Here is a 23,928-nt window from a genome sequence, read left to right on the forward strand (position 1 = left end):
GGACAAGCCCGTGAGCTACCAGGCACCCCTCCAAGACATGCTGTTCAACCTCGAGCACCTGGCGCAGATCGAGCAGATCGCCGCGCTGCCGGGCTTCGAGGATGCGGGCCTCGACACCGCACGCGCGGTGCTCGAGGAATGCGGCCGCTTCAACCACGACGTGGTCGCGCCGCTCAACCGTGTCGGCGACACCGACCCGTCGTTCTGGAAGAACGGCGCGGTCATCGCCACGCCCGGCTTCAAGGAGGCGTTCAGGCAGTACGCCGAGGGCGGTTGGCAGGGCTTGCAGCACCCGGCCGACGTCGGCGGGCAGGGCTTGCCCAAGGCCATCGGCGCGGCCTGCGTCGAAATGCTCAACTCGGCCAACCTGAGCTTCGCGCTGTGCCCGCTGCTCTCCGACGGCGCGATCGAGGCGCTGCTGACCGCCGGCAGCGAGCAGCTCAAGTCGGTCTACCTGGAGAAGCTGGTCGGCGGCCGATGGACCGGCACGATGAACCTGACCGAGCCGCAGGCCGGCAGCGACCTGTCGCTGGTGCGCACCAAGGCGCAGCCGCAGGACGACGGCAGCTACAAGGTCTCGGGCACCAAGATCTACATCACCTGGGGCGAGCACGACATGTCCGAGAACATCGTCCATCTGGTGCTGGCCCGGGTGGCCGGCGCGCCGGAGGGCGTCAAGGGCATCAGCCTGTTCGTCTGCCCCAAGTTCCTGGTCGAGGCAGACGGCAGCCTGGGCGCCCGCAACGACGTGCGGTGCATCAGCATCGAGCACAAGATGGGCATCAGGGCCAGCCCCACCGCGGTGCTGCAGTTCGGCGACGGCCTCGCGGCGAGCATTGCGGACAGCGCCGGGCCCGGTGCCGTGGGCTACCTGGTCGGCGAGGAGAACCGTGGCCTGGAGTACATGTTCATCATGATGAACGCGGCCCGCTTCGCCGTCGGCGTGCAGGGCGTGGCGGTGGCCGAGCGGGCCTACCAGAAGGCGGCGGCCTATGCCCGGGACCGGGTGCAGGGGCGTACGGTCGACGGCTCGCTGCCGCACAGCGCGACCATCGTCCACCACCCCGACGTGCGCCGCATGCTGATGACGATGCGCGCCTTCACCGAAGGCTGCCGCGCGATGGCGACCGCCGCCGCCGCCGCCCACGACGCCGCCCACCACGGCACCGACGCCGACAGCCGCGCGCAGCACCAGGCCTTCTACGAATTCCTGGTGCCGCTGGTCAAGGGCTTCTCGACCGAGATGAGCCTGGAGGTCACCTCCCTCGGCGTGCAGGTGCACGGCGGCATGGGCTTCATCGAGGAAACCGGCGCCGCGCAGTACTACCGCGACGCCAGGATCCTCACCATCTACGAAGGCACCACCGCGATCCAGGCCAACGACCTGGTCGGCCGCAAGACGGCGCGCGACGGAGGCCGCACCGCCCGCGCCATCGCGGCCCGGATCGAGCAGACCGAGGCCGCGCTGGCCGCCCGCGCCAGCGACGCCGCGGCCGAGGTGCTGCGCCACCTGCACGCGGCGCGCCTGGCCTACCTGGACGTAGTCGGCTTCGTGGTCGACAACGCCCGCGCCACGCCCAACGAGGTCTTCGCCGGCTCGGTGCCCTACCTGATGCTGGCCGGCAACCTGGTCGCCGGCTGGCAGCTGGCGCGCGCGCTGTTGGTGGCCGAGGACGGTCTCGCCCGGGACGAGAACACCGCCTTCGTGCGGGCGAAGATCGCCACCGCGCGTTTCTACGCCGGCCACATCCTCACCCGCGCGCCGGGCCTGCGCGACAGCATCGTCGACGGCGCGGCCAGCGTGTTGGCGATGCCGCTCGATGCATTCTGATCGGCAGATGCTATAAAAAACATAGCTGGTGGTCGGTGCCGCATGCCGGCTGCAGCCCTTTTTTATCCATAAAAGAGACCCATGCCCCACATTCCCGCGCCCCTCGACCGCCTGACGCTGCCCGTCATCGCCTCGCCGCTGTTCATCATCAGCAATCCGCAGCTGGTGATCGCCCAGTGCACCGCGGGCGTGGTCGGCGCGATGCCCGCCCTCAACGCCCGCCCGGCGGCGCAGCTCGACGACTGGCTGGCCGAGATCACCGAGGGCCTCGCCGCCTGGGACCGCGCCCATCCCCACCGGCCCGCCGCGCCGTTCGCGATCAACCAGATCGTGCATAAGAGCAACGACCGGCTCGACCACGACATGGAACTGGTCGCCAGGTACAAGGTGCCGCTGGTCATCACCTCTTTGGGCGCTCGTACCGACGTGAACGAGGCGATCCACGCCTACGGCGGCGTGGTGATGCACGACGTCATCAACAACGCCTTCGCCCACAAGGCGATCGAGAAGGGCGCCGACGGCCTGATCGCGGTGGCGGCCGGCGCCGGCGGCCACGCGGGGGTGAAGAGCCCGTTCGCCCTGGTCCAGGAGATCCGCCAGTGGTTCGACGGCCCGGTGGCGCTCAGCGGCGCCATCGCCACCGGCGGCGCGGTGTTGGCGGCCCAGGCGATGGGCGCCGACTTCGCCTACATCGGCTCGGCCTTCATCGCGACCGACGAGGCGCGCGCCAGCGACGCCTACAAGCAGGCGATCGTCGACGGCGACTCGGACGACGTGGTCTACAGCAACCTCTTCACCGGCGTGCACGGCAACTACCTGGCGCCCTCGATCGTGGCCGCCGGCCTCGACCCCGCCAACCTGCCGCAGAGCGACCCGAGCAAGATGAACTTCGGCGGCGATGCGAAGAAGGCCTGGAAGGACATCTGGGGCTGCGGCCAGGGCATCGGCGCGGTCGACAAGGTAGTGCCCGCCGCCGAGCTGGTCGCGCGGCTGCGCAGCGAGTACCAGGCCGCCCGCGGCCGGTTGCTGGGCTAGTCGCCCACGCAGCTCGTCACCCGTTTGCGCCGCGCGGCGTCCCGCACGCCGGCATCCTCTTATCCCGTCAGATCCGTTTCCCATGACTTCATCCGTTTTTCGCACCGCGCTCGTGCTCGGCCTGCTCTCGGCCATCGGCCCGTTCGCGATCGACATGTACCTGCCGGCACTGCCCTCCATCGGCCAGGCGCTGGGGGCCGACGCCGGCGCGGTGCAGATGAGCCTGATGGCGTTCTTCATCTCGCTCGGCCTGGGTCAGATCGTCTACGGGCCGGTTTCCGACATGGTCGGCCGCCGCGCGCCGCTGGTGGTGGGCCTGATGCTGTTCGGCGCCGGCAGCGTCGGTTGCGCGCTGGCCACCGACGTGCACACGCTGATCGGCTTTCGCTTCCTGCAGGGCCTGGGCGCCTGCGCCGGCATGGTGGTGCCCCGCGCCGTGGTGCGCGACCTGCACACCGGCCCCGACGCGGCACGGCTGATGTCGCTGCTGATGCTGGTCTTCAGCGTCTCGCCGATCCTGGCGCCGCTCACCGGCAGCCTGCTGATCGAGGCGGCCGGCTGGCGCGCGGTGTTCTGGGCGGTGACCGCCGCGGCCATCGCCGGCCTGGCGCTGATCGCCACCGGCCTGCCCGAGACCCGGCCGCCCGCCCAGCGGGTGGAGAGCAGCGTCGGCAGCGCCCTGGCCGCATACGGCCTGCTGCTGCGCGATACGCACTTCCTGGGGCTGGTGTTCATCGGCGCCTTCGGCATCTCGGGCTTCTTCGCATACCTGGCCAACTCGTCCTTCGTGCTGATCGAGCACTACGGCCTGAGCCCGCGGATGTACAGCATCGCCTTCTCGGTGAACGCGGTGTCGTTCATCGGCGCGTCGCAGTTCACCGGCCGGCTGACGGCCCGCTTCGGCCTGGTACCGGTGGTGCGATTCGCCGTGGCCGGCTATGCGGCCACGATGCTGGCGGGCTTGGCGGTGCACTTGGCGGGTGTCGACCACCTGTTGGTGATGGCCGCGCTGCTTTTCGTCGGCTACGGGTTCCTGGGCCTGGTGGTGCCCACCACCGCGGTGCTGGCGCTGGACGCCCACGGCAGCATCGCCGGCACCGCCTCGGCGCTGATGGGCACCCTGCAGTTCGCGACCGGCGCGGTGGTGATCGCGGTGGTGGGGCTGTTCGTGGACGGTACGGCGCGGCCGATGCTGGCAGGTATCGCTGCCTGTGCCGTGCTGGCGGCGGTGGTGGCACGGTGCACTTTGTCGAGGACCGCCGCGGACCGATAGGCCGCGCCGAATGGCGCAGGCGCGGACGGCACGACCGCTGCCCCGAGCCCGACGATCTGCGTGCCGCGCGGGTCGTCCCACGGCGAGCGGCATATCGGCGATCCGTTCCCTGCATTCGCTTGCCGAGGGGCCGTGCCGCACACAACGGGTTTCATTCTGGTTTTTCGCATTCCGGCGCGGCGATTCGCACACCGGCATTACCTGGCGGTTTTATCCCATAAAAAACTTCTTTTGATCGAAAGGAGTTTTTTATGGGAAACATATGTGCAGGAGGCGTGTCTTCCAATGTCCGTTCGCCGACTGGCCTATCCGATATATCCCAGGATACGGTGCTGGGCGGTTCGAATTCGATGCCCGGGCGTGGAGGCCCTCTTCGAAATCTTCGCCGCCGAACGGTGAACTCGCCAGAGCTTGATACGGAAAATCTCCTTGCAAGGGCCGACGCGTTATATAACGTCGTGAACCAACTTCTAACCCGTGGAAATAGCATGGTGGCGAGCCCCGAGCTGGCGCTGATTTTAGGCCCTGCGTATGAGTTGCAGGGTGAAATCGCGGCGGCGCGGGTCATGGGTCTGAACGAAAATGATCTGAATATATTAACCCTGAGAGCAGATGACCTTCGAGAGCAAATGGCGGCATTCGAACGCACACCTCCCGATAGCGGAAGGTCGTCGCCCGAATGGGATTCGATTGAATATCCTGCCACAGGTCGTTGATCGGATCCACGATCCTGGCGCAGATCGTAGCGCGGGTCTTGCGCACAGGTTTCGGTCTTGTTTCGAATTCTGCCACGGCGCTTCGCAGGCCGGCACGTCGTGGTACCGCTCGCTTGATAAAAATACGCCTTCAGCGAAGGGAGTGCTCAATGGGAAATATGCGTACAGGGTGTTTGTCCGGCAGCACTTTCTCGCTGCGTGCGCGATCCGATGTAGCCGGACGTACCGTATCTAATGCTTCAACCGCGATGCGCGCAGGTAGAGGTTTTCTTCAAGACTTCAGCCGTCGCGGAGTGGCTTTGGAAAGCATCGATGCCACGGAAAACGAAACTTTCGTCAATGTGATCGGGCTTCTGAGCCGCGCCCTTCGTCTGGAACAGAGTTCAGTGCTGGATGAATGGAGAAGCCGGGCATACAGGCTGCAAGATGAACTCGTGGAGGCACTGGCCGGGGGAATGAACGAAAATGCCTCGCATGAATTTCGCCAAAGAGAAAATTCGCTCCGATACGAACTGGAAATTCACGAGCGCCTGTTTTCCGATGGCGAGCCCTCGTACATCGATTTCGACGTCTTCGAGTATCCTGGTGCATCCGGCCGCCTCGGTGCGACACGCGCGAACGCAGGCTGTTGATCTGCATCGGTCCGGTGCTTCGGCCGGCCCGCATCCGGTTAGGCAGGGCCCGGTGCGCACGCATGCCACTCTCGGGCGCGAACAGCACAGCGGCGCAGGGTGCTTTATATTTGAACAGCAGCCGAGCCGCCATGTCCGACGTCACCATCCCCCTCCATGCCCTCAAGGGCCGCGGCGCGGCCACGCGGATCGCGCACCGGTTCGAATCGGCCGAACGCGATGCCTACGACGACGGCTGGGGCTCGATCGACGCGCTCGAGGCCGACCGGCCCGCGCAGTCGCCGACGGAGGTGCGCTTCGAGGACTGCAAGAGCGCGATCAGCCGCAACGACTCCCCCGACATCCCGTTCGACGCGTCGCTCAATCCGTACCGCGGCTGCGAGCACGGCTGCATCTACTGTTTCGCCCGGCCCACGCACAGCTACCTCAACCTGTCGCCGGGCCTGGATTTCGAAACCAAGATCATCGCCAAGCGCAACCTGGCCGCGGTGCTGCGCCAGGAGATCGCACGGCCCGGCTACCGGCCGAGCCACATCGCGATCGGCACCGCGACCGATTGCTACCAGCCGGTGGAGCGCGAGCTGCGGCTGACCCGCGCGGCGATCGCGGTGCTGCACGAGGCCCGCCACCCGTTCGGCCTGGTGACCAAGTCGAGCGCGGTCGAGGCCGACATCGACCTGCTGGGCGCCGCCGCCGCGGAGAACCGGGCGGCGGTCTACATCACCATCACTACGCTGGACGCCCGGCTGACCCGCATCCTGGAGCCGCGCGCCGCCGCCCCGCACCGCCGGCTGCGCACGATCCGCACGCTGGTCGCGGCCGGCATTCCGGTGGGGGTGAGCGTGGCGCCGCAGATTCCGTTCATCACCGAGGACATGGAGCAGGTGCTGGCCGCCGCACGCGAGGCCGGCGCGCAGAGCGCGTTCTACACCGTGGTGCGGCTGCCCTGGGAGGTGGCGCCGCTGTTCAAGCAGTGGCTGCAGGTGCACTACCCCGACCGCGCCGCACGGGTCATGGCCCGCATCCAGGACATGCGCGGCGGCAAGGACTACGACGCGGATTTCGCCACCCGGATGAAGGGCGGCGGCCTCTGGGCCGACCTGATTCGCCAACGCTTCGAGAAGGCCACCCACCGGCTTGGCTTCAGCCGCCAGCGCATCGCGCTGGACATCCAGCAGTTTCGCCCGCCGGGGCCGCAAGGGCAGGGCAGCCTGTTCTGATGACGCTGCGGCCCGCAGATGTCGGCCCGCTAATCCGTAAGCCTTTGCGGAACGCCGGCCGTCAACTATTAAAAAAATAGCGAATCGGCTGCCGATCCTACGGCTGTCCCGCGCGATGCGCACCGCCGGCAGAGCCAGCACGCGGCCCATGATGGCGCGCCGCGTCCGCAGCAGCCAGCCTTCGCTGTGCGACAGGGCGCGGGTGATGCCGGCGGCGCCCGGCGCGCGCTGCATGCTGCCCGGCATCCGCCCTCAGCGTCTTCGCTTGCGCGCCACGGCGACCGACCGGGGCGGCAGACCCAGTGCGGCGCGTGCCAGTGCATCCGCCTCCGCGTTGCGGTGGCAGGGAATCCAACGCAGGTCGGCCGGGGCGAAGGCGGCGAGGCGCGTGCGGGCGTCGGCGAACGCGTCTGCCAGGTGCGCGATGGGGGCGGGAGCCGCAGGCCCCAGGTGCGCCACCACGGTGCCACTGTCGGTGTGGATGCGCACGGCCGTGGCACCATGGGCGCGGGCTTCGTCCAGCGCGGCGATCAAGGCGCGCAGCTCGGCTTCATTGTTGCAGCCGGTGCCGGGTGCCAGGCGCGAGAGAGTGTGCCGCTCGCCGTCGGGCGCGACCAGCACCGCGCCCAGGCCCATCCGGCCGGGGTTGGGCATCGCGCTGCCGTCGCAGTGGAGGGTCCACCAGAGCGGGGCGCCCGCTGGGTGTACCGCCGCCGTGTCGTGAGACACGATGGCCGTCGAAGGCGTTCGCAGGCCGGCCGGGTCGGCCGCGGGTGCCGCCACCGCTCAGCCGCAGAGCGTCGCCGCGTGGTGCGCCAGGTGGTCGTCGACGAAGGTCGAGACGAAGTAGTAGCCGTGGTCGTACCCCGCGTGTCGGCGCAGCGTCAGCGGTTGCGCGACCTGGGCGCAGGCGACCTCGAACAGCTCGGGGCGCAACTGCTGCTGGTGCAGGAATTTGTCGTCCAGGCCCTGGTCCACCAGGATGCCCTGCGGGTACGGTGCCACCGACAGCCCCTGCATCAGCGCGCTGGCGTCGTGCGCGGCCCAGGTGCTGCGGTCGGCGCCCAGGTAGCCGACGAAGGCCTTCTCGCCCCAGGCGCATTGGGTGGGCGCGGCGATGGGGGCGAAGGCGGATACCGAGCGGAAGCGGCCCGGGTGCCGCAGCGCCAGCGTCAGCGCGCCATGGCCGCCCATCGAATGGCCGAAGATGCCCAGCTTGTCGGCCGCCATCGGCAGCGCGGCCTGCAGCAGCGGCAGCAGCTCGTCGAGCAGGTAGCTCTCCATCCGCCAATGAAAGGCCCACGGCGCTTCGGTCGCATCCAGGTAGAAGCCTGCGCCGACGCCGAAATCCCAGCTGTCGGCCTCGCCCGGCACCTGGGCGCCGCGCGGGCTGGTGTCGGGCGCGATCAGGGCCAGGCCCAGTTCGGCGGCACGGCGCTGGGCACCGGCCTTGGTGGGGAAAGTCTCTTCGTTGCAGGTCAGGCCGGCCAGGTAGACCACCGCGGGCACAGGCCCGTGCCGCGCCGCCGGCGGCAGGAAGACCGAGAAGCGCATCGGCAGGCCGACGGTGCCGGAGGCGTGCTCGTAGAAGCTCTGGGTGCCGTCGAAGCAGCGGTGCGCCGAGCGCAGGGTGAAGGCGGCGGTGCCGGTGTCGGTGGTGTCGGTCATGGACGCAAGCCGTGCAGCAGGTCGGCCACCGCGTCGGCGAACGCCTGCGGCTTTTCCTGCGGAAGGTTATGGCCGGCACCGGGCACGACGCGGTGCTCGCGCGGGCCGGTGAAATGGTGGCCGTGGTCGGCGGTGCCGCCGAGGGCCATCACGCCGTCGTCGGCACCGTCGAGCGTGATGGTGGGCACGCCGATGGCGGGCTGCTGCGCCAGCAGGGCCTCGGTGGCGGCGCAGGCCGGGTCGCCCGCGACCAGGCCGTAGCGGTGGCGGTACGAGTGGATCACCACCGACACGAAATCGGGGTTGTCGAACGACGCCGCGCTGCGCGCGAAGGTCGCGTCGTCGAAGGCCCAGGTGGGCGACCACATCCGCCAGAGCAGCTGGCAGAGCGCCGCGCGATGGGCTTGCAGGCCGGCGCGGCCGCGGTCGCCGTGGAAGTAGTACTGGTACCAGAGCCGCGCTTCCTGCTCGGGCGCGGCCGGCTCCAGCGCGCTGGCGATGTGCTGCAGGTTGTAGCTGTTGCAGGAGACCAGGGCGGCGCAGCGCTCGGGCTGCAGGGCCGCCACGATGCAGGCGGCGCGGCCGCCCCAGTCGTAGCCGGCCAGCACCGCGCGGGGCATCGCCAGCGCGTCGAGCAGGGCCAGCAGGTCCTGGCCCAGGGCCGCCTGCTCGCCCGAGCGGGGCGTGGCCGCGTCGACGAACCGCGTCGGGCCGCAGCCGCGCAGGTAGGGCACCGCCACCCGGCAGCCTCGGGCGGCCAGCAGGGGCGCCACCTCGGCGTAGGCTTGCACGTCGTACGGAAAGCCGTGCAGCAGCACGACCGGCGTGCCGTCGGCCGGGCCGCTCTCATGGAAGGCGACGTCCAGCACGCCGGCCCGCACCCGGCGCAGGGTGCCCAGGCTTTCAGTCATACAGAACAACGCCGCGGATCGATTCGCCGCGCTTCATCAGGTCGAAGCCCTTGTTGATGTCCTCGAGCGGCATGGTGTGGGTGATGAGCGGGTCGATGCTGATCTTGCCTTCCATGTACCAGTCGACGATCTTCGGCACGTCGGTGCGGCCGCGGGCGCCGCCGAAGGCCGAGCCTTCCCACTTGCGGCCGGTGACCAGCTGGAACGGTCGCGTGCTGATCTCGGCACCGGCCTCGGCCACGCCGATGATGATGCTGCGGCCCCAGCCCTTGTGGGTGCACTCCAGCGCCTGGCGCATCACCTTCGTGTTGCCTATGCATTCGAAGCTGTAGTCGGCGCCGCCGTCGGTCAGTTGCTGGATCGCCTCGACGATGTTGCCGCCGGCCGCCTCGATGTCCTTCGGATTCAGGAAGTGGGTCATGCCGAACTGGCGGGCCATCGCCTCGCGCTCGGGGTTCAGGTCTACGCCGATGATCTTGTCGGCACCCACCATCTTGGCGCCCTGGACCACGTTCAGGCCGATGCCGCCCAGACCGAAGACGACCACGTTGGCGCCGGCTTCCACCTGCGCGGTGAACAGCACCGCGCCGATGCCGGTGGTGACACCGCAGCCGATGTAGCAGACCTTGTCGAAGGGCGCGTCCTCGCGGATCTTGGCCAGCGAAATCTCGGGCGCCACCGTGTAGTTGCTGAAGGTGCTGGTGCCCATGTAGTGGAAGATCGGATTGGCCGCAAGGCTGAAGCGGCTGGTGGCGTCGGGCATCAGGCCCTTGCCCTGGGTGCCGCGGATCAGCTGGCACAGGTTGGTCTTGCGGGACAGGCAAAACTTGCACTGCCGGCACTCCGGCGTGTAGAGCGGAATGACGTGGTCGCCCTTCTTGAGCGTGGTCACGCCAGGGCCGACGTCGACCACGATGCCCGCGCCTTCGTGTCCCAGGATCGCCGGGAAGATGCCCTCGGGATCGGCGCCCGACAGGGTGTAGTAGTCGGTATGGCAGATGCCGGTGGCCTTGAGTTCCACCAGCACTTCGCCGAAGCGCGGTCCGTCGAGGTCCACGGTTTCGATGGTCAGGGGCTGGCCCGATTGCCAGGCGACGGCGGCTTTGGTTTTCATGGGAAGTACGGGGTGGAGTGGAATGAGGTGCGGGTGGCAGCGGAGCACGCTGGCGGGCGTTCGGTGCAGAAGCCCATCGTAGCGGCCACCAGCTTATCCCGACGCGCGCGGCGGATTTCCCGGTGGGGAAGTTCGGTAGGCGGTCGCCTTCTGCCAGCACAGGCCAGACGAGGCCGGAATTACAAGCGAAATGTGCCTGTAGCCGGCTTACTGCGCCGGCCTCTAGCTATTGAATGTGTAGCAAGCGGGCTTGTCGCCTTCGCCGCGTGGCGATGCATCCGGAAACGAAAAGGCCCGCACGCGGCGGGCCTCGGTGCATGCGGCCCGAAAGCCGCAGCAGGATCAGCGCTTGTCGAGCGGCTGCACGTCGCGGCGCTCGGAGCCGACGAAGAGCTGGCGCGGACGGCCGATCTTGTACTCGGGGTCGCCGATCATCTCGTTGAGCTGGGCGATCCAGCCGACGGTGCGCGCCAGGGCGAACACGGCGGTGAACAGTGGCACCGGGATGCCGATCGCGCGCTGCACGATGCCCGAGTAGAAGTCGACGTTCGGGTAGAGCTTGCGCTGCACGAAGTAGTCGTCCTCCAGGGCGATCTTCTCGAGGGCCATGGCCAGCTTGAAGAGCGGATCGTTTTCCAGGCCCAGCTCGCCCAGCACTTCCTTGCAGGTCTCCTGCATCAGCTTGGCGCGCGGGTCGTAGTTTTTGTAGACCCGGTGACCGAAGCCCATCAGTTTGACGCCGGAGTTCTTGTCCTTGACCTGCTTGATGAACTCGCCGATCTTCTCGACGCCGCCCGCCTTCTGAATGTCGTAGAGCATGTTGAGCGCCGCCTCGTTGGCGCCGCCGTGGGCCGGACCCCAGAGGCAGGCCACGCCGGCCGCGATGGCCGCGAACGGATTGGTGCCCGACGAGCCGCACAGGCGCACGGTGGAGGTGGAGGCGTTCTGCTCGTGGTCGGCGTGCAGGATGAAGATGCGGTCCAGGGCTTTCTCGAGCACCGGGCTGACCTTGTATTCCTCGCACGGCGTGGCGAACATCATGTGCAGGAAGTTGCCGGCGTAGCTGAGTTCGTTGCGCGGATACATGTAAGGCTGGCCGATGCCGTACTTGTAGGCCATGGCGACCAGCGTCGGCATCTTGGCGATCAGGCGGATCGCCGAGATCTCGCGGTGCTCTGGGTTGTTGATGTCGGTGCTGTCGTGGTAGAAGGCCGAAAGGCCGCCCACCAGGCCGGTCATGACCGCCATCGGATGCGCGTCGCGTCGGAAGCCCCGCAGGAAGAACTGCATCTGCTCGTTGACCATCGTGTGGTTGGTCACGAGCCTCTCGAAGTCGGCCTTCTTCTCGGCGTCCGGCAGTTCGCCGTAGAGCAACAAGTGCGAGGTCTCGAGGTAGTCGCAGTTCTGCGCCAGCTGCTCGATCGGGTAGCCGCGGTAGAGCAGCTCGCCCTTGTCGCCGTCGATGTAGGTGATGCCCGACTGGCACGCCGCCGTGGAAAGAAAGCCCGGGTCGTAGGTGAACATGCCCGTCTGCGCATAGAGCTTGCGGATGTCGACGACCTCCGGGCCGATGCTGCCCTGGTAAACCGGAAGCTCCACGCTCGGGCTGCCGTTGCTGAACGACAGGGTGGCTTTGTTGTCCGCTAGCTTCATGTGCTTTCCTTGGTTGGTGCCCGTTGCGGGAATCCCGTTCGGAGCGTCTCGTTGAAATCGGTGGTCTGCAAGGGGCGGGGAGGCCGATCGGACTCTCAACATGTCCAGCACCTCGCGTGCCTCGGGCGCCTCGGCCGGCGCGCCCTCGGGATTCTTGCGGCGCAGCACCAGGTCGAGCAGGTCGTGGTCCGACAGGTCCATCAGCAGCCCCAGGCCGCGCGCCTGCCGCACCGTGATCGTCTGCTCGTGGCGAGCGAAGAAGCGCTCGATGAGCAGGTCGTTTTCCAGCAGGCCCCGCCGGCAGCGCCAGTGCAGCTTGCTGAGGGCCCGCTCGTCGAGCAATGCGTCGTCCGCCGTCGTCTGCATCACACCGTCCTGCGAACCAGGAGTTCCTTGATCTTGCCGATCGCCTTGGTGGGGTTGAGTCCCTTCGGGCACACGTCGACGCAGTTCATGATGGTGTGGCAGCGGAACAGGCGGTACGGGTCCTCGAGGTTGTCGAGGCGGGCGCCGGTGTCCTCGTCGCGGCTGTCGGCGATGAAGCGGTAGGCCTGCAGCAGGCCGGCGGGGCCGACGAACTTGTCGGGGTTCCACCAAAAGCTCGGGCAGCTGGTCGAGCAGCTCGCGCACAGTATGCATTCGTACAGGCCGTCGAGTTCCTCGCGCTCCTCGGGCGACTGCAGCCGTTCCTTGGTGGGCGGCGGCGTGTCGTTGACCAGGTAAGGCTTGATCGAGTGGTACTGGGTGAAGAAGTTGGTCATGTCCACGATCACGTCGCGGATGACCGGCAGGCCGGGCAGGGGCTTGATGACGATCGGGTCTTTCAGGGTGCGAAGATTCGTCAGGCAGGCCAGGCCGTTCTTGCCGTTGATGTTCATCGCGTCCGAGCCGCAGACGCCTTCGCGGCACGAGCGGCGGAAGGCGATGGTCGGGTCGACCGCCTTCAGCTTGATCAGGGCGTCCAGAAGCATGCGTTCGTTGCCGTCGAGTTCGATCTCGATGGTCTGCATGTAGGGCCTGGAATCCTTGTCCGGATCGTAGCGGTAGATGTTGAATGTGCGCTTTTGCATGTTGTCTTCTCGCAGGTTTGTTCTGGGGCCGGGCGTTCAGAACGTCCGGACCTTGGGCGGCACGGTATCGACGGTCAGCGGCTTCATGCGGACCGGCTTGTAGGCCAGGCTGTTGGTCGCGCTGTGCCACAGAGTGTGCTTCATCCACTCGGCGTCGTTGCGGCCGAGCGGGAACTCCGCGTCGTCGGCCGGGCGCTCGTAGTCGTCGACCGTGTGGGCGCCGCGGCATTCGTGGCGGGCCGCCGCCGATACCATCGTGGCCTGGGCCACCTCGATCAGGTTGTCGACTTCCAGCGCCTCGATGCGTGCGGTGTTGAACACCTTCGACTTGTCCTTGAGCGTGATGCCCGCCACCCGGTCACGCAGCGCGGCGATCTTGGTCACGCCTTCGTCCATGCTGACCTGCTGGCGGAACACGCCGGCGTGCTGCTGCATGCTGGCGCGGATCTCGGCCGCCACGTCCTGGGCGTATTCGCCGTCGGTGGATGCCTCGAGCTGGTTCAGGCGCGCCAGGGTGCGGTCGGCCGAGGTGGCAGGCAGGTCCTTGTGCTCCTTCAACTTGTCGTTGTACTGGACGATGTGGTTGCCGGCCGCGCGGCCGAACACCAGCAGGTCGAGCAGCGAGTTGGTGCCCAGGCGGTTGGCGCCGTGCACGCTGACGCAGGAGCATTCGCCCACCGCGTACAGGCCGTTGACGACCTCGCTCTCGTTGGCCGCGTTCTGGACGACGACCTGGCCGTTGATGTTGGTCGGGATGCCGCCCATCTGGTAGTGGATGGTGGGCACCACCGGGATCGGCTCGCGGGTGATGTCGACGTTGGCGAAGTTGTGCCCGATCTCCTCGACCGAGGGCAGGCGCTTGCGGATCGTCTCGGCGCCCAGGTGGTCGAGCTTGAGCAGGATGTAGTCCTTGTTCGGACCGCAGCCCCGGCCTTCCTTGATCTCCTGGTCCATGCAGCGCGAGACGAAGTCGCGCGGCGCCAGATCCTTCAGGGTGGGCGCGTAGCGCTCCATGAAGCGTTCGCCGTTGCTGTTGAGCAGGATCGCGCCTTCGCCTCGGCAGCCTTCGGTCAACAGTACGCCGGCGCCGGCCACGCCGGTCGGGTGGAACTGCCAGAACTCCATGTCCTGCAGCGGGATGCCGGCGCGTGCCGCCATGCCCAGGCCGTCGCCGGTGTTGATGAAGGCGTTGGTCGATGCCTGGAAGATGCGGCCCGCGCCGCCGGTGGCCAGCAGCACGGTCTTGGCCTGCAGGATGTGCAGGTCGCCGGTTTCCATCTCGAGCGCGGTCACGCCGACCACGTCGCCGTCGTCGTCGCGGATCAAGTCGAGTGCCATCCATTCGACGAAGAACTGGGTGTGCGACTCGACGTTCTTCTGGTAGAGCGTGTGAAGCATCGCGTGGCCGGTGCGGTCTGCCGCGGCGCAGGCGCGCTGCACCGGCTTCTCGCCGTAGTTGGCGGTGTGGCCGCCGAACGGTCGCTGGTAGATCGTGCCGTCGGGGTTGCGGTCGAACGGCATGCCGAAGTGCTCCAGCTCGTAGACCACCTTGGGCGCTTCACGGCACATGAACTCGATCGCGTCCTGGTCGCCGAGCCAGTCGGAACCCTTGATCGTGTCGTAGAAGTGGTAGTGCCAGTTGTCCTCGCTCATGTTGCCGAGCGACGCGCCCACGCCGCCCTGCGCCGCGACGGTGTGCGAGCGGGTCGGGAAGACCTTGGAGAGCACCGCGACGTTGAGGCCGGCACGCGCCAGTTGCAGCGATGCGCGCATGCCGGAACCGCCGGCACCGACGATCACGACGTCGAATTTGCGCTTGGTGATGTTTTTCGTGGAGTAGGTCATTTTTCTTAGAGCCTCCAGAGCACCTGGATGCCCCAGCCGGCACAGCCGACCAGCCAGGCGATGGAAAAGATTTGCAGGACGAGGCGCAGCACCACGGGCTTGACGTAGTCCATCAGCACGTCGCGCATGCCGATCCACACGTGGTAGAGCAGGGCGACGATCACGACGAAGGTCAGCACCTTCATCCACTGGGCCGAGAAGATGCCCGCCCAGCGGTCGTAGCCGATCGGGCCGCGGGTCAGCAGGACCTGGGCCAGCACCACGACGGTGAAGAGGGCCATGATGATCGCGGTGGCGCGCTGGGCGATCCAGTCGCGAAGACCGTAGTGCGCACCGACGACGACGCGCTTGGAGCCATAGTTGACAGACATTCTTGTGCTCCTGGATCAGTACAGGCCGAACAGCTTGGCGCCCAGCACCAGCGTGAGGCCGAGGCTCAGGACCAGTACGGCGACGGCGGTATTGGCGCCTTTCGTCTTTTCCACCGCGTGGTGGTCGACGTCCATCCACAGGTGGCGGACGCCAGCGATGAAATGGTGCAGGTACGCCCAGATCAGGGCCAGCGCCACCAGCTTGAAGAAGAAACCGGGCACGTAGCCCACACCCATGTTGAAGGCCAGCTTGAAGCGGGCGAACGAGATTTCCGAAGACACCGACGCGTCGAACATCCAGATGATGAACGGCATCAGCACGAACATGATCACGCCGCTGACGCGGTGCAGGATCGAAACCCAGCCCGCGGCGGGCAGCCGGTAGGTCGTGAGATCGGTGAACGCATTGATATTGCGGAACTCGGGCCGCTTCTTGGCTAGCTCTGGCATGGGGGGCTTTCGTGGAGGTATCGGGTCCGTCGTCCGGCAGGTGCAGACAGCCCAAAATTCTATTGCAATGCACTACACCCGAAGACCACGCTTGCGGAACCTGACAGTTCCGCGGCAAAAGCGGCTGGGTGCGGACCGGCTCAACTCAGGTCGTTGCGGTAGTGGTAGCCCTCGGTTCGGTACAGGCCGCGGCGCAGTTCCATCGGCGTGTCGTTGTAGGTGAAGGCCAGCCGCTCGACGCTCAAAAGCGGACTGCCCTGCGGCACTTGCAGCAGTCCGGCCTGTTCGGCGGTGGCCGCGACCGCCCGCAGCTTCTCCGACGCCCGCACCATGCGGACACCGAATTCCAGCTCGAACAGCGCATAGGTCGGGCCGCGGTGCTCCTCCATGCGGACCGCCGTCAGGCCCTTGAAGGGCTGGCCGGGCAACCACAGTTCTTCGAAGATCGTCGGCACGCCCGAAAACGACAGTATGCGCCGCGCCTGCAATACCGGCTCCCCGGCCTTCAGGCGCAGGGTGCGGGCGATCTCGGCCGAGGAGCGGATGCGCTTGCAGTCGAGCACCTTGCGGTCGGCCTGCACCGGCTCGGGCGAGCCGTCGCTGGAGCGGTCGGGCACCAGCTTGAGAAAGCGGTAGCGCACCTGGCGCTCGGAATGGGTGGCGACGAAGGTGCCCTTGCCCTGGCGACGCACCACCAAGTTCTCGGCCGCGAGTTCGTCGATCGCCTTGCGCACCGTGCCCTGGCTGACCCGGAAGCGGGCGGCCAGCTCGATCTCGCTCGGGATCGCCTCGGCCGGTTTCCAGTCGCCCGCCTGCAGCCTCTGCAGAATCAGGCCCTTGATCTGCTGATAGAGCGGGCTGAACGCGGGAGTGCCGGCCTGCGGCGGCGCAGGCTCGGGCACGGCGGTAGCGGCGTTCGGCGAGAGGGAATGCATGGGCGGAAAATGTGGGCTCTGACCATGCGCGCCGTGGGAGCGCGCCGGCGCGATGCGGGGGCGTGCGACACGCCCGATCATATCTTATATAAGACATAAGACAAATTGACCGGTGTTCGGGAAACGGCAGTACACTCGCGAGTTGTCCTGGCCGGCCACGCGGCACCCGAGACAGATCTTGGAATCGACGAAGAGGCGTGAGCGGACACAGGCGGCAGGGCACCGTTTTCATCCCCTATCCAGGAGCTTTCCCTCATGAGCAAGACCCCCGTCCGGGTAGCCGTCACCGGCGCCGCAGGCCAAATCGGCTATGCCCTACTGTTTCGCATCGCTTCCGGCGAAATGCTCGGCAAGGACCAGCCCGTCGTCCTGCAACTGTTGGAGATCCCGGACGAGAAGGCCCAGAAGGCGCTCAAGGGCGTGATCATGGAACTGGAAGACTGCGCGTTCCCGCTGCTGGCCGGCGTGGTGCCCACCGGCGATCCGCTGGTCGCCTTCAAGGATGCCGACTATGCCCTGCTGGTCGGTGCCCGCCCACGCGGCCCCGGCATGGAGCGCGCCGACCTGCTGGCCGCCAACGCCCAGATATTCACCGCCCAGGGCAAGGCCCTCGACCAGGTCGCGAGCCGCAATGTCAAAGTGCTGGTGGTGGGCAACCCGGCCAACACCAATGCCTACATCGCGATGAAGAGCGCCCCGAGCCTGCCGCGCGAGAATTTCACCGCCATGCTGCGCCTGGACCACAACCGCGCCGCCAGCCAGATCGCGGCCAAGACCGGCACCAAGGTCGGCGACATCGAGAAGCTGACCGTCTGGGGCAACCACTCGCCCACGATGTACGCCGACTACCGCTTCGCCACCACCGGCGGCAAGGCGGTCAAGGACCTGATCAACGACCAGGTCTGGAATGCCGACACCTTCCTGCCGACCGTCGGCAAGCGCGGCGCCGCGATCATCGAAGCCCGTGGCCTGTCGTCGGCCGCGTCGGCCGCCAACGCCGCCATCGACCACATGCGCGACTGGGCGCTGGGCTCGCAGGGCAAGTGGGTCACGATGGGTATTGCGTCCAACGGCGAGTACGGCATTCCGAAGGACGTGATCTTCGGATTCCCGGTCACCACCGACGGCGGCAAGTACAGAATAGTCGAAGGCCTGGAGATCGACGCCTTCAGCCAGGAGCGGATCGACAAGACGCTCAAGGAACTGGAAGACGAGCAGGCCGGCGTCAAGCACCTGCTGTAAACCGGTCCGGGTTGTTTCGACGCGGCACCAAAAGCATCCCTTCGACATGAGCGACTGGAATCCCCTGCTCTACCGGCAGTTCGAGGACGAGCGCACCCGCAGGGCCGCCGAACTGCTGGCGCGTGTGCCGCTGGAGGCGCCGCGCCGCGTCGTCGATCTCGGCTGCGGGCCCGGCAATTCGACCGAGTTGCTGGTGCGCCGCTTTCCCGCCGCCCGCCTTCCGCCGGACCTGCGGTCCGGCCACTTGGCCGCGTACACCCGGCGCATCGATGCCGCCTGCCCGGTGCGTGCGGATGGACAGCGCCTGCTCGCCTTCCCGCGCATGTTCCTCGTCGCCCAGCGCGCTGCATGAGCGCAGTGCCCGCGTCCCATCCCCGGCAGGTGCTGCTCGGTGCGCAGGCCGGTGCCGTGGCGCTGCCGGTGTGCGACCACTACAGCGGCGTCGAGAAGCGTATGCAGAAGAGCCTGCAGCTGCAGGCCGAGATGACCGCCGAGTTCGGCGTCTGTCCCTTCGACGTGACCCTCGACTGCGAAGACGGCGCACCGGTGGGCGGCGAGGCCGAGCATGCCGACCTCGTAGCCGGCCTGGCGCTCGCGGCCGATGTCGGCGCCCGCGTGGCGGTGCGGGTGCATGCGGTGGACCACCCGGCGTTCGACGCCGACGTGGCGGCCATCGTGGGCCGCGCCGGGCACCGGCTGGTGCATGCCATGCTGCCCAAGGTCGAGTCCGTCGCCGACGTGGACCGTGCGGCGCGGGCTCTGGATGCCGCCGGTGCGGCCGGCCTGCCGCTGCAGGTGCTGATCGAATCGCCCGGCGCGGTGCACCGTGCCTTCGACATCGCGGCCCATCCGCAGGTGCAATCGCTCAGTTTCGGACTGATGGATTTCGTGTCGTCCCACGCCGGGGCGATTCCGGCCGACGGCATGGGCGCCGCCGGCCAGTTCACCCATCCGCTGGTGGTGCGGGCCAAGCTGGCGATCGCCTCCGCTGCGCACGCCGCCGGCAAGGTGCCGTCGCATTGCGTGGTGACCGAGTTCGGCGATGCCGACGCCCTGCGCCGCGCGGTACGGCGGGCCGCCGGCGAATTCGGCTACACCCGGATGTGGAGCATCCATCCGGCGCAGATCCGTCCGATCCTCGAAGCCTTCGCGCCCGATGCGCGCGAAGTCGACACCGCCGTCCGCATCATGCTGGCGGCCCAGCGAGCCGACTGGGCGCCTGTGAGCTTCGCGGGCCATCTGCACGACCGCGCCAGCTATCGCCATTTCTGGCAACTGCTGGAGCGTGCCCACCGCACCGGCGCGACACTCCCCGCCGAGGCGCGGCCCTGGTTCGTGGCCACGCCCGGCGGGGTCGCCTGATCCCTGTCTCTCCACCCACTTCGTCTTTCATCCCGCCCCGCATTTCCCACCACCCGCCATCTCTGGAAACCCCATGAAGAACACCCTCATCGCTTGCACCCTGGTCGCCCTGGCGGCCCCCGGCATCGCCCTGGCCCAGGCCGCCGACACCAGGCCCAAAGCCGCCGCGCCCGCCAAGGTGGCGGCCAAGCCTGCCGCAACGGCCGACGCCGCGGCCCGCAAGGTCAAGCCGAAACCACGTCCGAAGATCGCCCGCTCCGCCGCCAAGGCCGTGGAAGAAGTCACCCCGGTCAGCGAAGACACCAACGTGACCCTGTCCGAGGCCGACTTGGCCGTGGCGCAGCGCGTGCATTCCGGCCCGATCAAATGCGAGCTGGGCGCCAACGTCGAGATCACGCCCGATGCCAATAAGCCGGGCTTCTTCACCGTGCGCACCGCCAAGGTCCGCTACCGGATGCACCCGGTCGACAGCCGCACCGGCGCGATCCGTCTGGAAGACCCGCGCGCCGGCGCGATGTGGCTGCAACTGGGCAACAAGTCGATGCTGATGAGCCAGAAGCTGGGCGAGCGCCTGGCCGACGAATGCCAGAGCCCGCAGCAGACCGCGATGGCCGAAGAGATGAAGAAGCGCCCGCAGCGCAGCCTGCTCGACCCCGCGGAGCCGGCCAGGACCGACGGCGCGGAAGCCGCCAAGTAAGCGAAATCCACCGACGGGCCGCCCACGCGCGGCCCGCTTCGAAAAATCAAACCCCCGGAGAAAACCAGCATGTTGCAAGCCTACCGTGACCATGTTGCCGAGCGTGCGGCGCTCGGCATCCCGCCGCTGCCCCTGTCGGCACAGCAGACCGCCGACCTGATCGAGCGCATCAAGCACGCCGACGCCGCCGACGCCGCCGACGCCGACGGCCTGCTCGACCTGCTGACGCACCGGGTGCCGGCCGGCGTGGACGACGCGGCCAAGGTCAAGGCCAGCTACCTCGCCGCCGTGGCCCACGGTACCGAGAAGACCGCGCTGATCAGCCGCGTCCAGGCGACGCAACTGCTGGGCACCATGCTCGGCGGCTACAACATCGGCCCGCTGATCGACCTGCTGGGCGACGCGGAGGTGGCACCCGCCGCGGCCGAAGGCCTGAAGAAGACGCTGCTGATGTTCGACCAGTTCCACGACGTCAAGGAAAAGGCCGACGCCGGCAACGCGCACGCCAAGGCCGTGCTGCAGAGCTGGGCCGACGCCGAATGGTTCACCAGCCGCCCCGAGGTGCCGCAGAGCCTGACGGTCAGCATCTTCAAGGTCACCGGCGAGACCAACACCGACGACCTGTCGCCCGCCCCCGACGCCTGGAGTCGCCCCGACATTCCGCTGCACGCCCTGGCCATGCTGAAGAACAAGCGCGACGGCATCACGCCCGAGGAAGACGGCAAGCGCGGCCCGATCAAGTTCATCGAGGACCTGCGCGCCCGCGGCAACCTGGTGGCCTACGTGGGCGACGTGGTCGGCACCGGCTCCAGCCGCAAGTCGGCCACCAACTCGGTGCTGTGGTTCACCGGCGAAGACATCCCCTATGTGCCGAACAAGCGCTTCGGCGGCGTCACCCTGGGCAACAAGATCGCCCCGATCTTCTACAACACGATGGAGGACGCCGGCGCACTGCCGATCGAGCTCGACGTGAGCCAGATGAACATGGGCGACGTGATCGAACTGCGCCCCTACGAAGGCAAGGCGCTCAAGGACGGCCAGGTCGTCGCCGAATTCACCGTCAAGAGCGACGTGCTGTTCGACGAAGTGCGCGCCGGCGGCCGCATCCCGCTGATCATCGGCCGCGGCCTGACCGCCAAGGCGCGCGAAGCGCTCGGCCTGCCGCCCTCGACCCTGTTTCGCCTGCCGCACGACCCTGCCGACAGCGGCAAGGGCTTCTCGCTCGCACAGAAGATGGTCGGCCGCGCCTGCGGCCTGGCCGAAGGCCGGGGCGTGCGCCCGGGCACTTACTGCGAGCCGCGCATGACCTCGGTCGGCAGCCAGGACACCACCGGCCCGATGACCCGTGACGAGCTGAAGGACCTGGCCTGCCTGGGCTTCTCGGCCGACCTGGTGATGCAGTCGTTTTGCCACACCGCGGCGTACCCGAAGCCGGTCGACGTCAAGACCCACCACGAACTGCCCGAGTTCATCAGCACCCGGGGCGGCATCAGCCTGCGCCCGGGCGACGGCGTGATCCACAGCTGGCTCAACCGCTTCCTGCTGCCCGACACCGTCGGCACCGGCGGCGACAGCCACACCCGGTTCCCGATCGGGATTTCGTTTCCCGCCGGCTCCGGCCTGGTGGCCTTCGCGGCCGCCACCGGCGTGATGCCGCTCGACATGCCCGAATCGGTGCTGGTGCGCTTCAAGGGCGAGAAGATGCGGCCCGGCGTGACGCTGCGCGACCTGGTCAACGCGATTCCCCTGTACGCGATCAAGGCCGGCCTGCTGACCGTCGAAAAGAAGGGCAAGAAGAACATCTTCTCGGGCCGCATCCTCGAGATCGAGGGCCTGCCCGACCTGAAGGTGGAACAGGCGTTCGAGCTGTCCGACGCCTCGGCCGAGCGCTCGGCCGCCGGCTGCTCGGTCAAGCTCAACAAGGAGCCGATCATCGAGTACATCAACAGCAACATCACCCTGATGCGCTGGATGATCTCCGAGGGCTATGCCGACGCCCGCACCCTGGGCCGCCGGATCGCCGCCCAGGAAGCCTGGCTGAAGAACCCGCAGCTGCTCGAAGGCGATGCCGACGCCGAGTACGCCGCGGTCATCGAAATCGACCTGGCCGACATCCACGAGCCGATCGTGGCCTGCCCGAACGACCCCGACGACGTGAAGACGCTGTCGGACGTGGCCGGCGCGCACATCGACGAGGTCTTCATCGGATCGTGCATGACCAACATCGGCCACTTCCGCGCAGCCTCCAAGCTGCTCGAAGGCAAGCGCGACATGCCGGTCAAGCTGTGGATCGCGCCGCCTACCAAGATGGATGCGCAGAAGCTCAGCGACGAAGGTCACTACGGCGTCTTCGGCACCGCCGGCGCGCGGACCGAGATGCCCGGCTGCTCGCTGTGCATGGGCAACCAGGCACAAGTGCGCGAAGGCGCGACGGTCATGTCGACCAGCACCCGCAACTTCCCGAACCGCCTGGGCAAGAACACCAACGTGTACCTGGGCTCGGCCGAACTGGCGGCGATCTGCTCCAAGCTGGGCCGGATCCCGACCAAGCAAGAGTACATGGCCGACATGGGCGTGCTCGACGCCAACAGCAGCCAGGTCTACCAGTACCTGAACTTCGACAAGATCGCCTCCTTCCAGGAAGCCGCCGCCACCGTGCCGGCCTGACCGGGCAGCTGCCGGGCGCACAGGCGCCCGGCGCCGGGCACCAGGCGAAAAGCCCGCTGGCGACGCCAGCGGGCTTTTTTCATGTTCACTACAAAAATGATAGCTATAGGTCCGCGTGGATCGCCGGCTACAGCCCCTTTTTATTCAGAAAATGGCTGAGGATCAGTCCTTTGGCCGGAACACCAGCAGGAGCGAGGAGGGCACCCGGCCGTCGATGTCCTTCGGCAGCGTATCGGTCTTGTCGATCGCCTTGAGCACCGCGTCGTCCCAGGCGGGGTTGCCGCTCGACTTGCTGAGCCGGCGGCCGACGATGGTGCCGTCGGGCGCGGCCCGCACCTCGACCTCGGCCCGCGGGTTGCCCGGGCCGTCGTCGGCGAAGACGATGTTGGGCTTGACTTTGGCCGCCACCCGGCCGGCATAGCCGCCCGAGGGGCCGGAGGAGCGCAGGTCGGAGCCGGTGGCCGTGGCGCCGCCGGTGGCGCCCGCTATGCCCTGCAGCCGCTTCAGGTTGGCCTGTCGGTCGGCTTCGCGCTGGGCATTGGCCTGCGCTTCGGCCTTGGCCTGCTTCGCCTTGTCCTGCTGGGCCTGCTTCTCGCGGGCGTCCTTTTCCCTCGCGAGCTTCTCGGCTTTTTCCTTGTCGGCCTTTTCCTTTTCGGCTTTCTCGATCTTCTCGCGCTTCTCGTCCTGCAGCCGCTCCTGCTCCTTCTGCTTGTCGAGCTGGGCCTGCTTCTCACGGGCCTCCTTGTCCTTGGCGAGCTTTTCGGCCTTGTCCTTCTCGGCCCTCAGCTGCTGTTCCTTGAGCTTCTGCTGCCGGGCCTGTTCCAGCTGGAGCTGGCGCTCCTTCTCCTTCTCGCGCAGTTCCTTCTGGCGTTGCATCGCGATGTCGGCGTCGCGGGTGTCGGGCGGCGGCGCGGGCGCGGGATCCGGGGCGGGCGGCGGTGGAGGAGCCGGTGGCGGCGGCTCGGGCGCCGGCGGCCGCGGGACCGGCGGTGGCGCGGGCGGCACCGGCGTCTCGACGGCGCGCGGCGCGGCCTGCTTCGGCACGGCCGACCACAGTTCCGCCTCGACGGCCGGGCTGTCGGACGCAGTCTTCCAGTTCACGCCCCAGGTCAGGGCGGCGAGCAGCGCCAGGTGGGCCAGCACCGCCAGGCCCACGGCGCGCGGGGTGCCGTCGGGTTCCGGCGGGGCGAAGGGGTTGCGTTCGGGGGAGGGGTGCAGCATGGAATGTCGTCGGGT

21 protein-coding genes and 2 pseudogenes are annotated in these 23,928 nt (G+C 67.8%); 11 read left to right on the forward strand and 12 right to left on the reverse strand.

Annotation, left to right across the window (positions count from 1 at the left end; translation table 11 throughout):
• The first annotated feature begins 10 nt into the window (after window positions 1–10).
• The 6 genes from DFQ15_RS06070 (at window position 11) to DFQ15_RS06085 (ending at window position 6,707) form a co-directional block, all read left to right on the forward strand.
• Window positions 11–1,831, forward strand: coding sequence for an acyl-CoA dehydrogenase (locus DFQ15_RS06070; protein ID WP_110465112.1), 1,821 nt, complete (start codon window positions 11–13; stop codon window positions 1,829–1,831).
• Window positions 1,832–1,912: 81 nt separating this feature from the next.
• On the forward strand, window positions 1,913–2,866 hold the full coding sequence (locus DFQ15_RS06075) for an NAD(P)H-dependent flavin oxidoreductase (protein WP_110465113.1): 954 nt from the start codon (window positions 1,913–1,915) through the stop codon (window positions 2,864–2,866).
• 82 nt (window positions 2,867–2,948) lie between these two features.
• Window positions 2,949–4,139, forward strand: coding sequence for a multidrug effflux MFS transporter (locus tag DFQ15_RS06080; RefSeq protein ID WP_110465114.1), 1,191 nt, complete (start codon window positions 2,949–2,951; stop codon window positions 4,137–4,139).
• Between the two features lie 488 nt (window positions 4,140–4,627).
• Window positions 4,628–4,855, forward strand: coding sequence for a hypothetical protein (locus DFQ15_RS16995; RefSeq protein ID WP_146228661.1), 228 nt, complete (start codon window positions 4,628–4,630; stop codon window positions 4,853–4,855).
• A 149-nt stretch (window positions 4,856–5,004) separates the two neighbouring features.
• Window positions 5,005–5,487: a hypothetical protein gene (locus DFQ15_RS17000; protein WP_146228662.1), complete on the forward strand. Its 483-nt coding sequence runs from the start codon at window positions 5,005–5,007 to the stop codon at window positions 5,485–5,487.
• A 131-nt stretch (window positions 5,488–5,618) separates the two neighbouring features.
• Complete coding sequence (locus tag DFQ15_RS06085) at window positions 5,619–6,707, forward strand: PA0069 family radical SAM protein (RefSeq protein ID WP_110465115.1); 1,089 nt, start codon at window positions 5,619–5,621, stop codon at window positions 6,705–6,707.
• Between the two features lie 252 nt (window positions 6,708–6,959).
• Here DFQ15_RS06085 and DFQ15_RS06090 read toward each other — a convergent pair whose 3' ends face one another.
• The 11 genes and pseudogenes from DFQ15_RS06090 to DFQ15_RS06135 all read right to left on the reverse strand — a co-directional run bounded on the left by DFQ15_RS06090 (window position 6,960) and on the right by DFQ15_RS06135 (window position 16,724).
• The gene (locus DFQ15_RS06090) at window positions 6,960–7,436 is read right to left on the reverse strand and encodes a ribonuclease HI family protein (RefSeq protein ID WP_259292618.1); all 477 of its coding nucleotides are present in this window, start codon (window positions 7,434–7,436) and stop codon (window positions 6,960–6,962) included.
• A 57-nt stretch (window positions 7,437–7,493) separates the two neighbouring features.
• Window positions 7,494–8,375, reverse strand: coding sequence for an S-formylglutathione hydrolase (gene fghA / locus DFQ15_RS06095; RefSeq protein ID WP_110465117.1), 882 nt, complete (start codon window positions 8,373–8,375; stop codon window positions 7,494–7,496).
• Window positions 8,372–9,286, reverse strand: a complete 915-nt coding sequence (locus DFQ15_RS06100) for an alpha/beta fold hydrolase (RefSeq protein ID WP_110465118.1) — start codon at window positions 9,284–9,286, stop codon at window positions 8,372–8,374. Before DFQ15_RS06100 ends, fghA begins: the two co-directional genes overlap by 4 nt.
• A complete protein-coding gene (locus tag DFQ15_RS06105; RefSeq protein WP_110465119.1) occupies window positions 9,279–10,400 on the reverse strand; it encodes an S-(hydroxymethyl)glutathione dehydrogenase/class III alcohol dehydrogenase in 1,122 nt (373 codons plus the stop codon). The genes DFQ15_RS06100 and DFQ15_RS06105 overlap by 8 nt, the downstream gene beginning before the upstream one ends.
• A gap of 342 nt (window positions 10,401–10,742) precedes the next feature.
• Complete coding sequence (locus DFQ15_RS06110) at window positions 10,743–12,053, reverse strand: citrate synthase (protein ID WP_233504310.1); 1,311 nt, start codon at window positions 12,051–12,053, stop codon at window positions 10,743–10,745.
• A 105-nt stretch (window positions 12,054–12,158) separates the two neighbouring features.
• Window positions 12,159–12,419 (reverse strand): annotated as a pseudogene (locus DFQ15_RS17710) (FAD assembly factor SdhE); the annotation flags it as partial.
• Window positions 12,419–13,123, reverse strand: a complete 705-nt coding sequence (locus DFQ15_RS06115) for a succinate dehydrogenase iron-sulfur subunit (RefSeq protein ID WP_110465121.1) — start codon at window positions 13,121–13,123, stop codon at window positions 12,419–12,421. The pseudogene DFQ15_RS17710 and the gene DFQ15_RS06115, both read right to left, overlap by 1 nt.
• A gap of 36 nt (window positions 13,124–13,159) precedes the next feature.
• The gene (gene sdhA, locus DFQ15_RS06120) at window positions 13,160–14,968 is read right to left on the reverse strand and encodes a succinate dehydrogenase flavoprotein subunit (RefSeq protein ID WP_110465122.1); all 1,809 of its coding nucleotides are present in this window, start codon (window positions 14,966–14,968) and stop codon (window positions 13,160–13,162) included.
• 5 nt (window positions 14,969–14,973) lie between these two features.
• On the reverse strand, window positions 14,974–15,339 hold the full coding sequence (gene sdhD, locus DFQ15_RS06125; protein WP_110465123.1) for a succinate dehydrogenase, hydrophobic membrane anchor protein: 366 nt from the start codon (window positions 15,337–15,339) through the stop codon (window positions 14,974–14,976).
• A 15-nt stretch (window positions 15,340–15,354) separates the two neighbouring features.
• A complete protein-coding gene (sdhC, locus tag DFQ15_RS06130) occupies window positions 15,355–15,789 on the reverse strand; it encodes a succinate dehydrogenase, cytochrome b556 subunit (RefSeq protein ID WP_110465124.1) in 435 nt (144 codons plus the stop codon).
• 140 nt (window positions 15,790–15,929) lie between these two features.
• Window positions 15,930–16,724 (reverse strand): GntR family transcriptional regulator, encoded by a 795-nt coding sequence (locus DFQ15_RS06135; RefSeq protein ID WP_110465125.1) that lies wholly within the window; start codon window positions 16,722–16,724, stop codon window positions 15,930–15,932.
• Between the two features lie 255 nt (window positions 16,725–16,979).
• On the opposite strand from DFQ15_RS06135, the gene DFQ15_RS06140 reads away from it, so the two are divergent.
• The 5 genes and pseudogenes from DFQ15_RS06140 to acnB all read left to right on the forward strand — a co-directional run bounded on the left by DFQ15_RS06140 (window position 16,980) and on the right by acnB (window position 22,692).
• Entirely contained in the window at window positions 16,980–17,966 is a 987-nt protein-coding gene (locus DFQ15_RS06140) for a malate dehydrogenase (RefSeq protein ID WP_110465126.1), read from the forward strand.
• A gap of 46 nt (window positions 17,967–18,012) precedes the next feature.
• Window positions 18,013–18,186, forward strand: a pseudogene (locus DFQ15_RS18185) (trans-aconitate 2-methyltransferase); the annotation flags it as partial.
• Between the two features lie 128 nt (window positions 18,187–18,314).
• Window positions 18,315–19,328, forward strand: coding sequence for an HpcH/HpaI aldolase/citrate lyase family protein (locus DFQ15_RS06150; protein WP_110465128.1), 1,014 nt, complete (start codon window positions 18,315–18,317; stop codon window positions 19,326–19,328).
• A gap of 73 nt (window positions 19,329–19,401) precedes the next feature.
• Window positions 19,402–20,025, forward strand: coding sequence for a hypothetical protein (locus DFQ15_RS06155; protein WP_110465129.1), 624 nt, complete (start codon window positions 19,402–19,404; stop codon window positions 20,023–20,025).
• A 69-nt stretch (window positions 20,026–20,094) separates the two neighbouring features.
• Window positions 20,095–22,692, forward strand: coding sequence for a bifunctional aconitate hydratase 2/2-methylisocitrate dehydratase (gene acnB, locus DFQ15_RS06160; RefSeq protein WP_110465130.1), 2,598 nt, complete (start codon window positions 20,095–20,097; stop codon window positions 22,690–22,692).
• A 162-nt stretch (window positions 22,693–22,854) separates the two neighbouring features.
• Here acnB and tolA read toward each other — a convergent pair whose 3' ends face one another.
• Window positions 22,855–23,910, reverse strand: a complete 1,056-nt coding sequence (gene tolA / locus DFQ15_RS06165) for a cell envelope integrity protein TolA (RefSeq protein WP_199399825.1) — start codon at window positions 23,908–23,910, stop codon at window positions 22,855–22,857.
• Window positions 23,911–23,928 lie beyond the last annotated feature (18 nt).

It is taken from the genome of Xylophilus ampelinus (assembly GCF_003217575.1).
In the GTDB taxonomy this organism is placed as follows: domain Bacteria; phylum Pseudomonadota; class Gammaproteobacteria; order Burkholderiales; family Burkholderiaceae_C; genus Xylophilus; species Xylophilus ampelinus.

Coding starts and splice junctions, on each gene's coding strand:
- DFQ15_RS06075 (WP_110465113.1), top strand. CDS start 1,913: ATGCCCCACATTCCCGCGCCCCTCGACCGCCTGACGCTGCCCGTCATC.
- DFQ15_RS06080 (WP_110465114.1), top strand. CDS start 2,949: ATGACTTCATCCGTTTTTCGCACCGCGCTCGTGCTCGGCCTGCTCTCG.
- DFQ15_RS16995 (WP_146228661.1), top strand. CDS start 4,628: ATGGTGGCGAGCCCCGAGCTGGCGCTGATTTTAGGCCCTGCGTATGAG.
- DFQ15_RS17000 (WP_146228662.1), top strand. CDS start 5,005: ATGGGAAATATGCGTACAGGGTGTTTGTCCGGCAGCACTTTCTCGCTG.
- DFQ15_RS06085 (WP_110465115.1), top strand. CDS start 5,619: ATGTCCGACGTCACCATCCCCCTCCATGCCCTCAAGGGCCGCGGCGCG.
- fghA (WP_110465117.1), bottom strand. CDS start 8,375: ATGACCGACACCACCGACACCGGCACCGCCGCCTTCACCCTGCGCTCG.
- DFQ15_RS06100 (WP_110465118.1), bottom strand. CDS start 9,286: ATGACTGAAAGCCTGGGCACCCTGCGCCGGGTGCGGGCCGGCGTGCTG.
- DFQ15_RS06105 (WP_110465119.1), bottom strand. CDS start 10,400: ATGAAAACCAAAGCCGCCGTCGCCTGGCAATCGGGCCAGCCCCTGACC.
- DFQ15_RS06110 (WP_233504310.1), bottom strand. CDS start 12,053: ATGAAGCTAGCGGACAACAAAGCCACCCTGTCGTTCAGCAACGGCAGC.
- DFQ15_RS06115 (WP_110465121.1), bottom strand. CDS start 13,123: ATGCAAAAGCGCACATTCAACATCTACCGCTACGATCCGGACAAGGAT.
- sdhA (WP_110465122.1), bottom strand. CDS start 14,968: ATGACCTACTCCACGAAAAACATCACCAAGCGCAAATTCGACGTCGTG.
- sdhD (WP_110465123.1), bottom strand. CDS start 15,339: ATGTCTGTCAACTATGGCTCCAAGCGCGTCGTCGTCGGTGCGCACTAC.
- sdhC (WP_110465124.1), bottom strand. CDS start 15,789: ATGCCAGAGCTAGCCAAGAAGCGGCCCGAGTTCCGCAATATCAATGCG.
- DFQ15_RS06135 (WP_110465125.1), bottom strand. CDS start 16,724: ATGCATTCCCTCTCGCCGAACGCCGCTACCGCCGTGCCCGAGCCTGCG.
- DFQ15_RS06140 (WP_110465126.1), top strand. CDS start 16,980: ATGAGCAAGACCCCCGTCCGGGTAGCCGTCACCGGCGCCGCAGGCCAA.
- DFQ15_RS06150 (WP_110465128.1), top strand. CDS start 18,315: ATGAGCGCAGTGCCCGCGTCCCATCCCCGGCAGGTGCTGCTCGGTGCG.
- DFQ15_RS06155 (WP_110465129.1), top strand. CDS start 19,402: ATGAAGAACACCCTCATCGCTTGCACCCTGGTCGCCCTGGCGGCCCCC.
- acnB (WP_110465130.1), top strand. CDS start 20,095: ATGTTGCAAGCCTACCGTGACCATGTTGCCGAGCGTGCGGCGCTCGGC.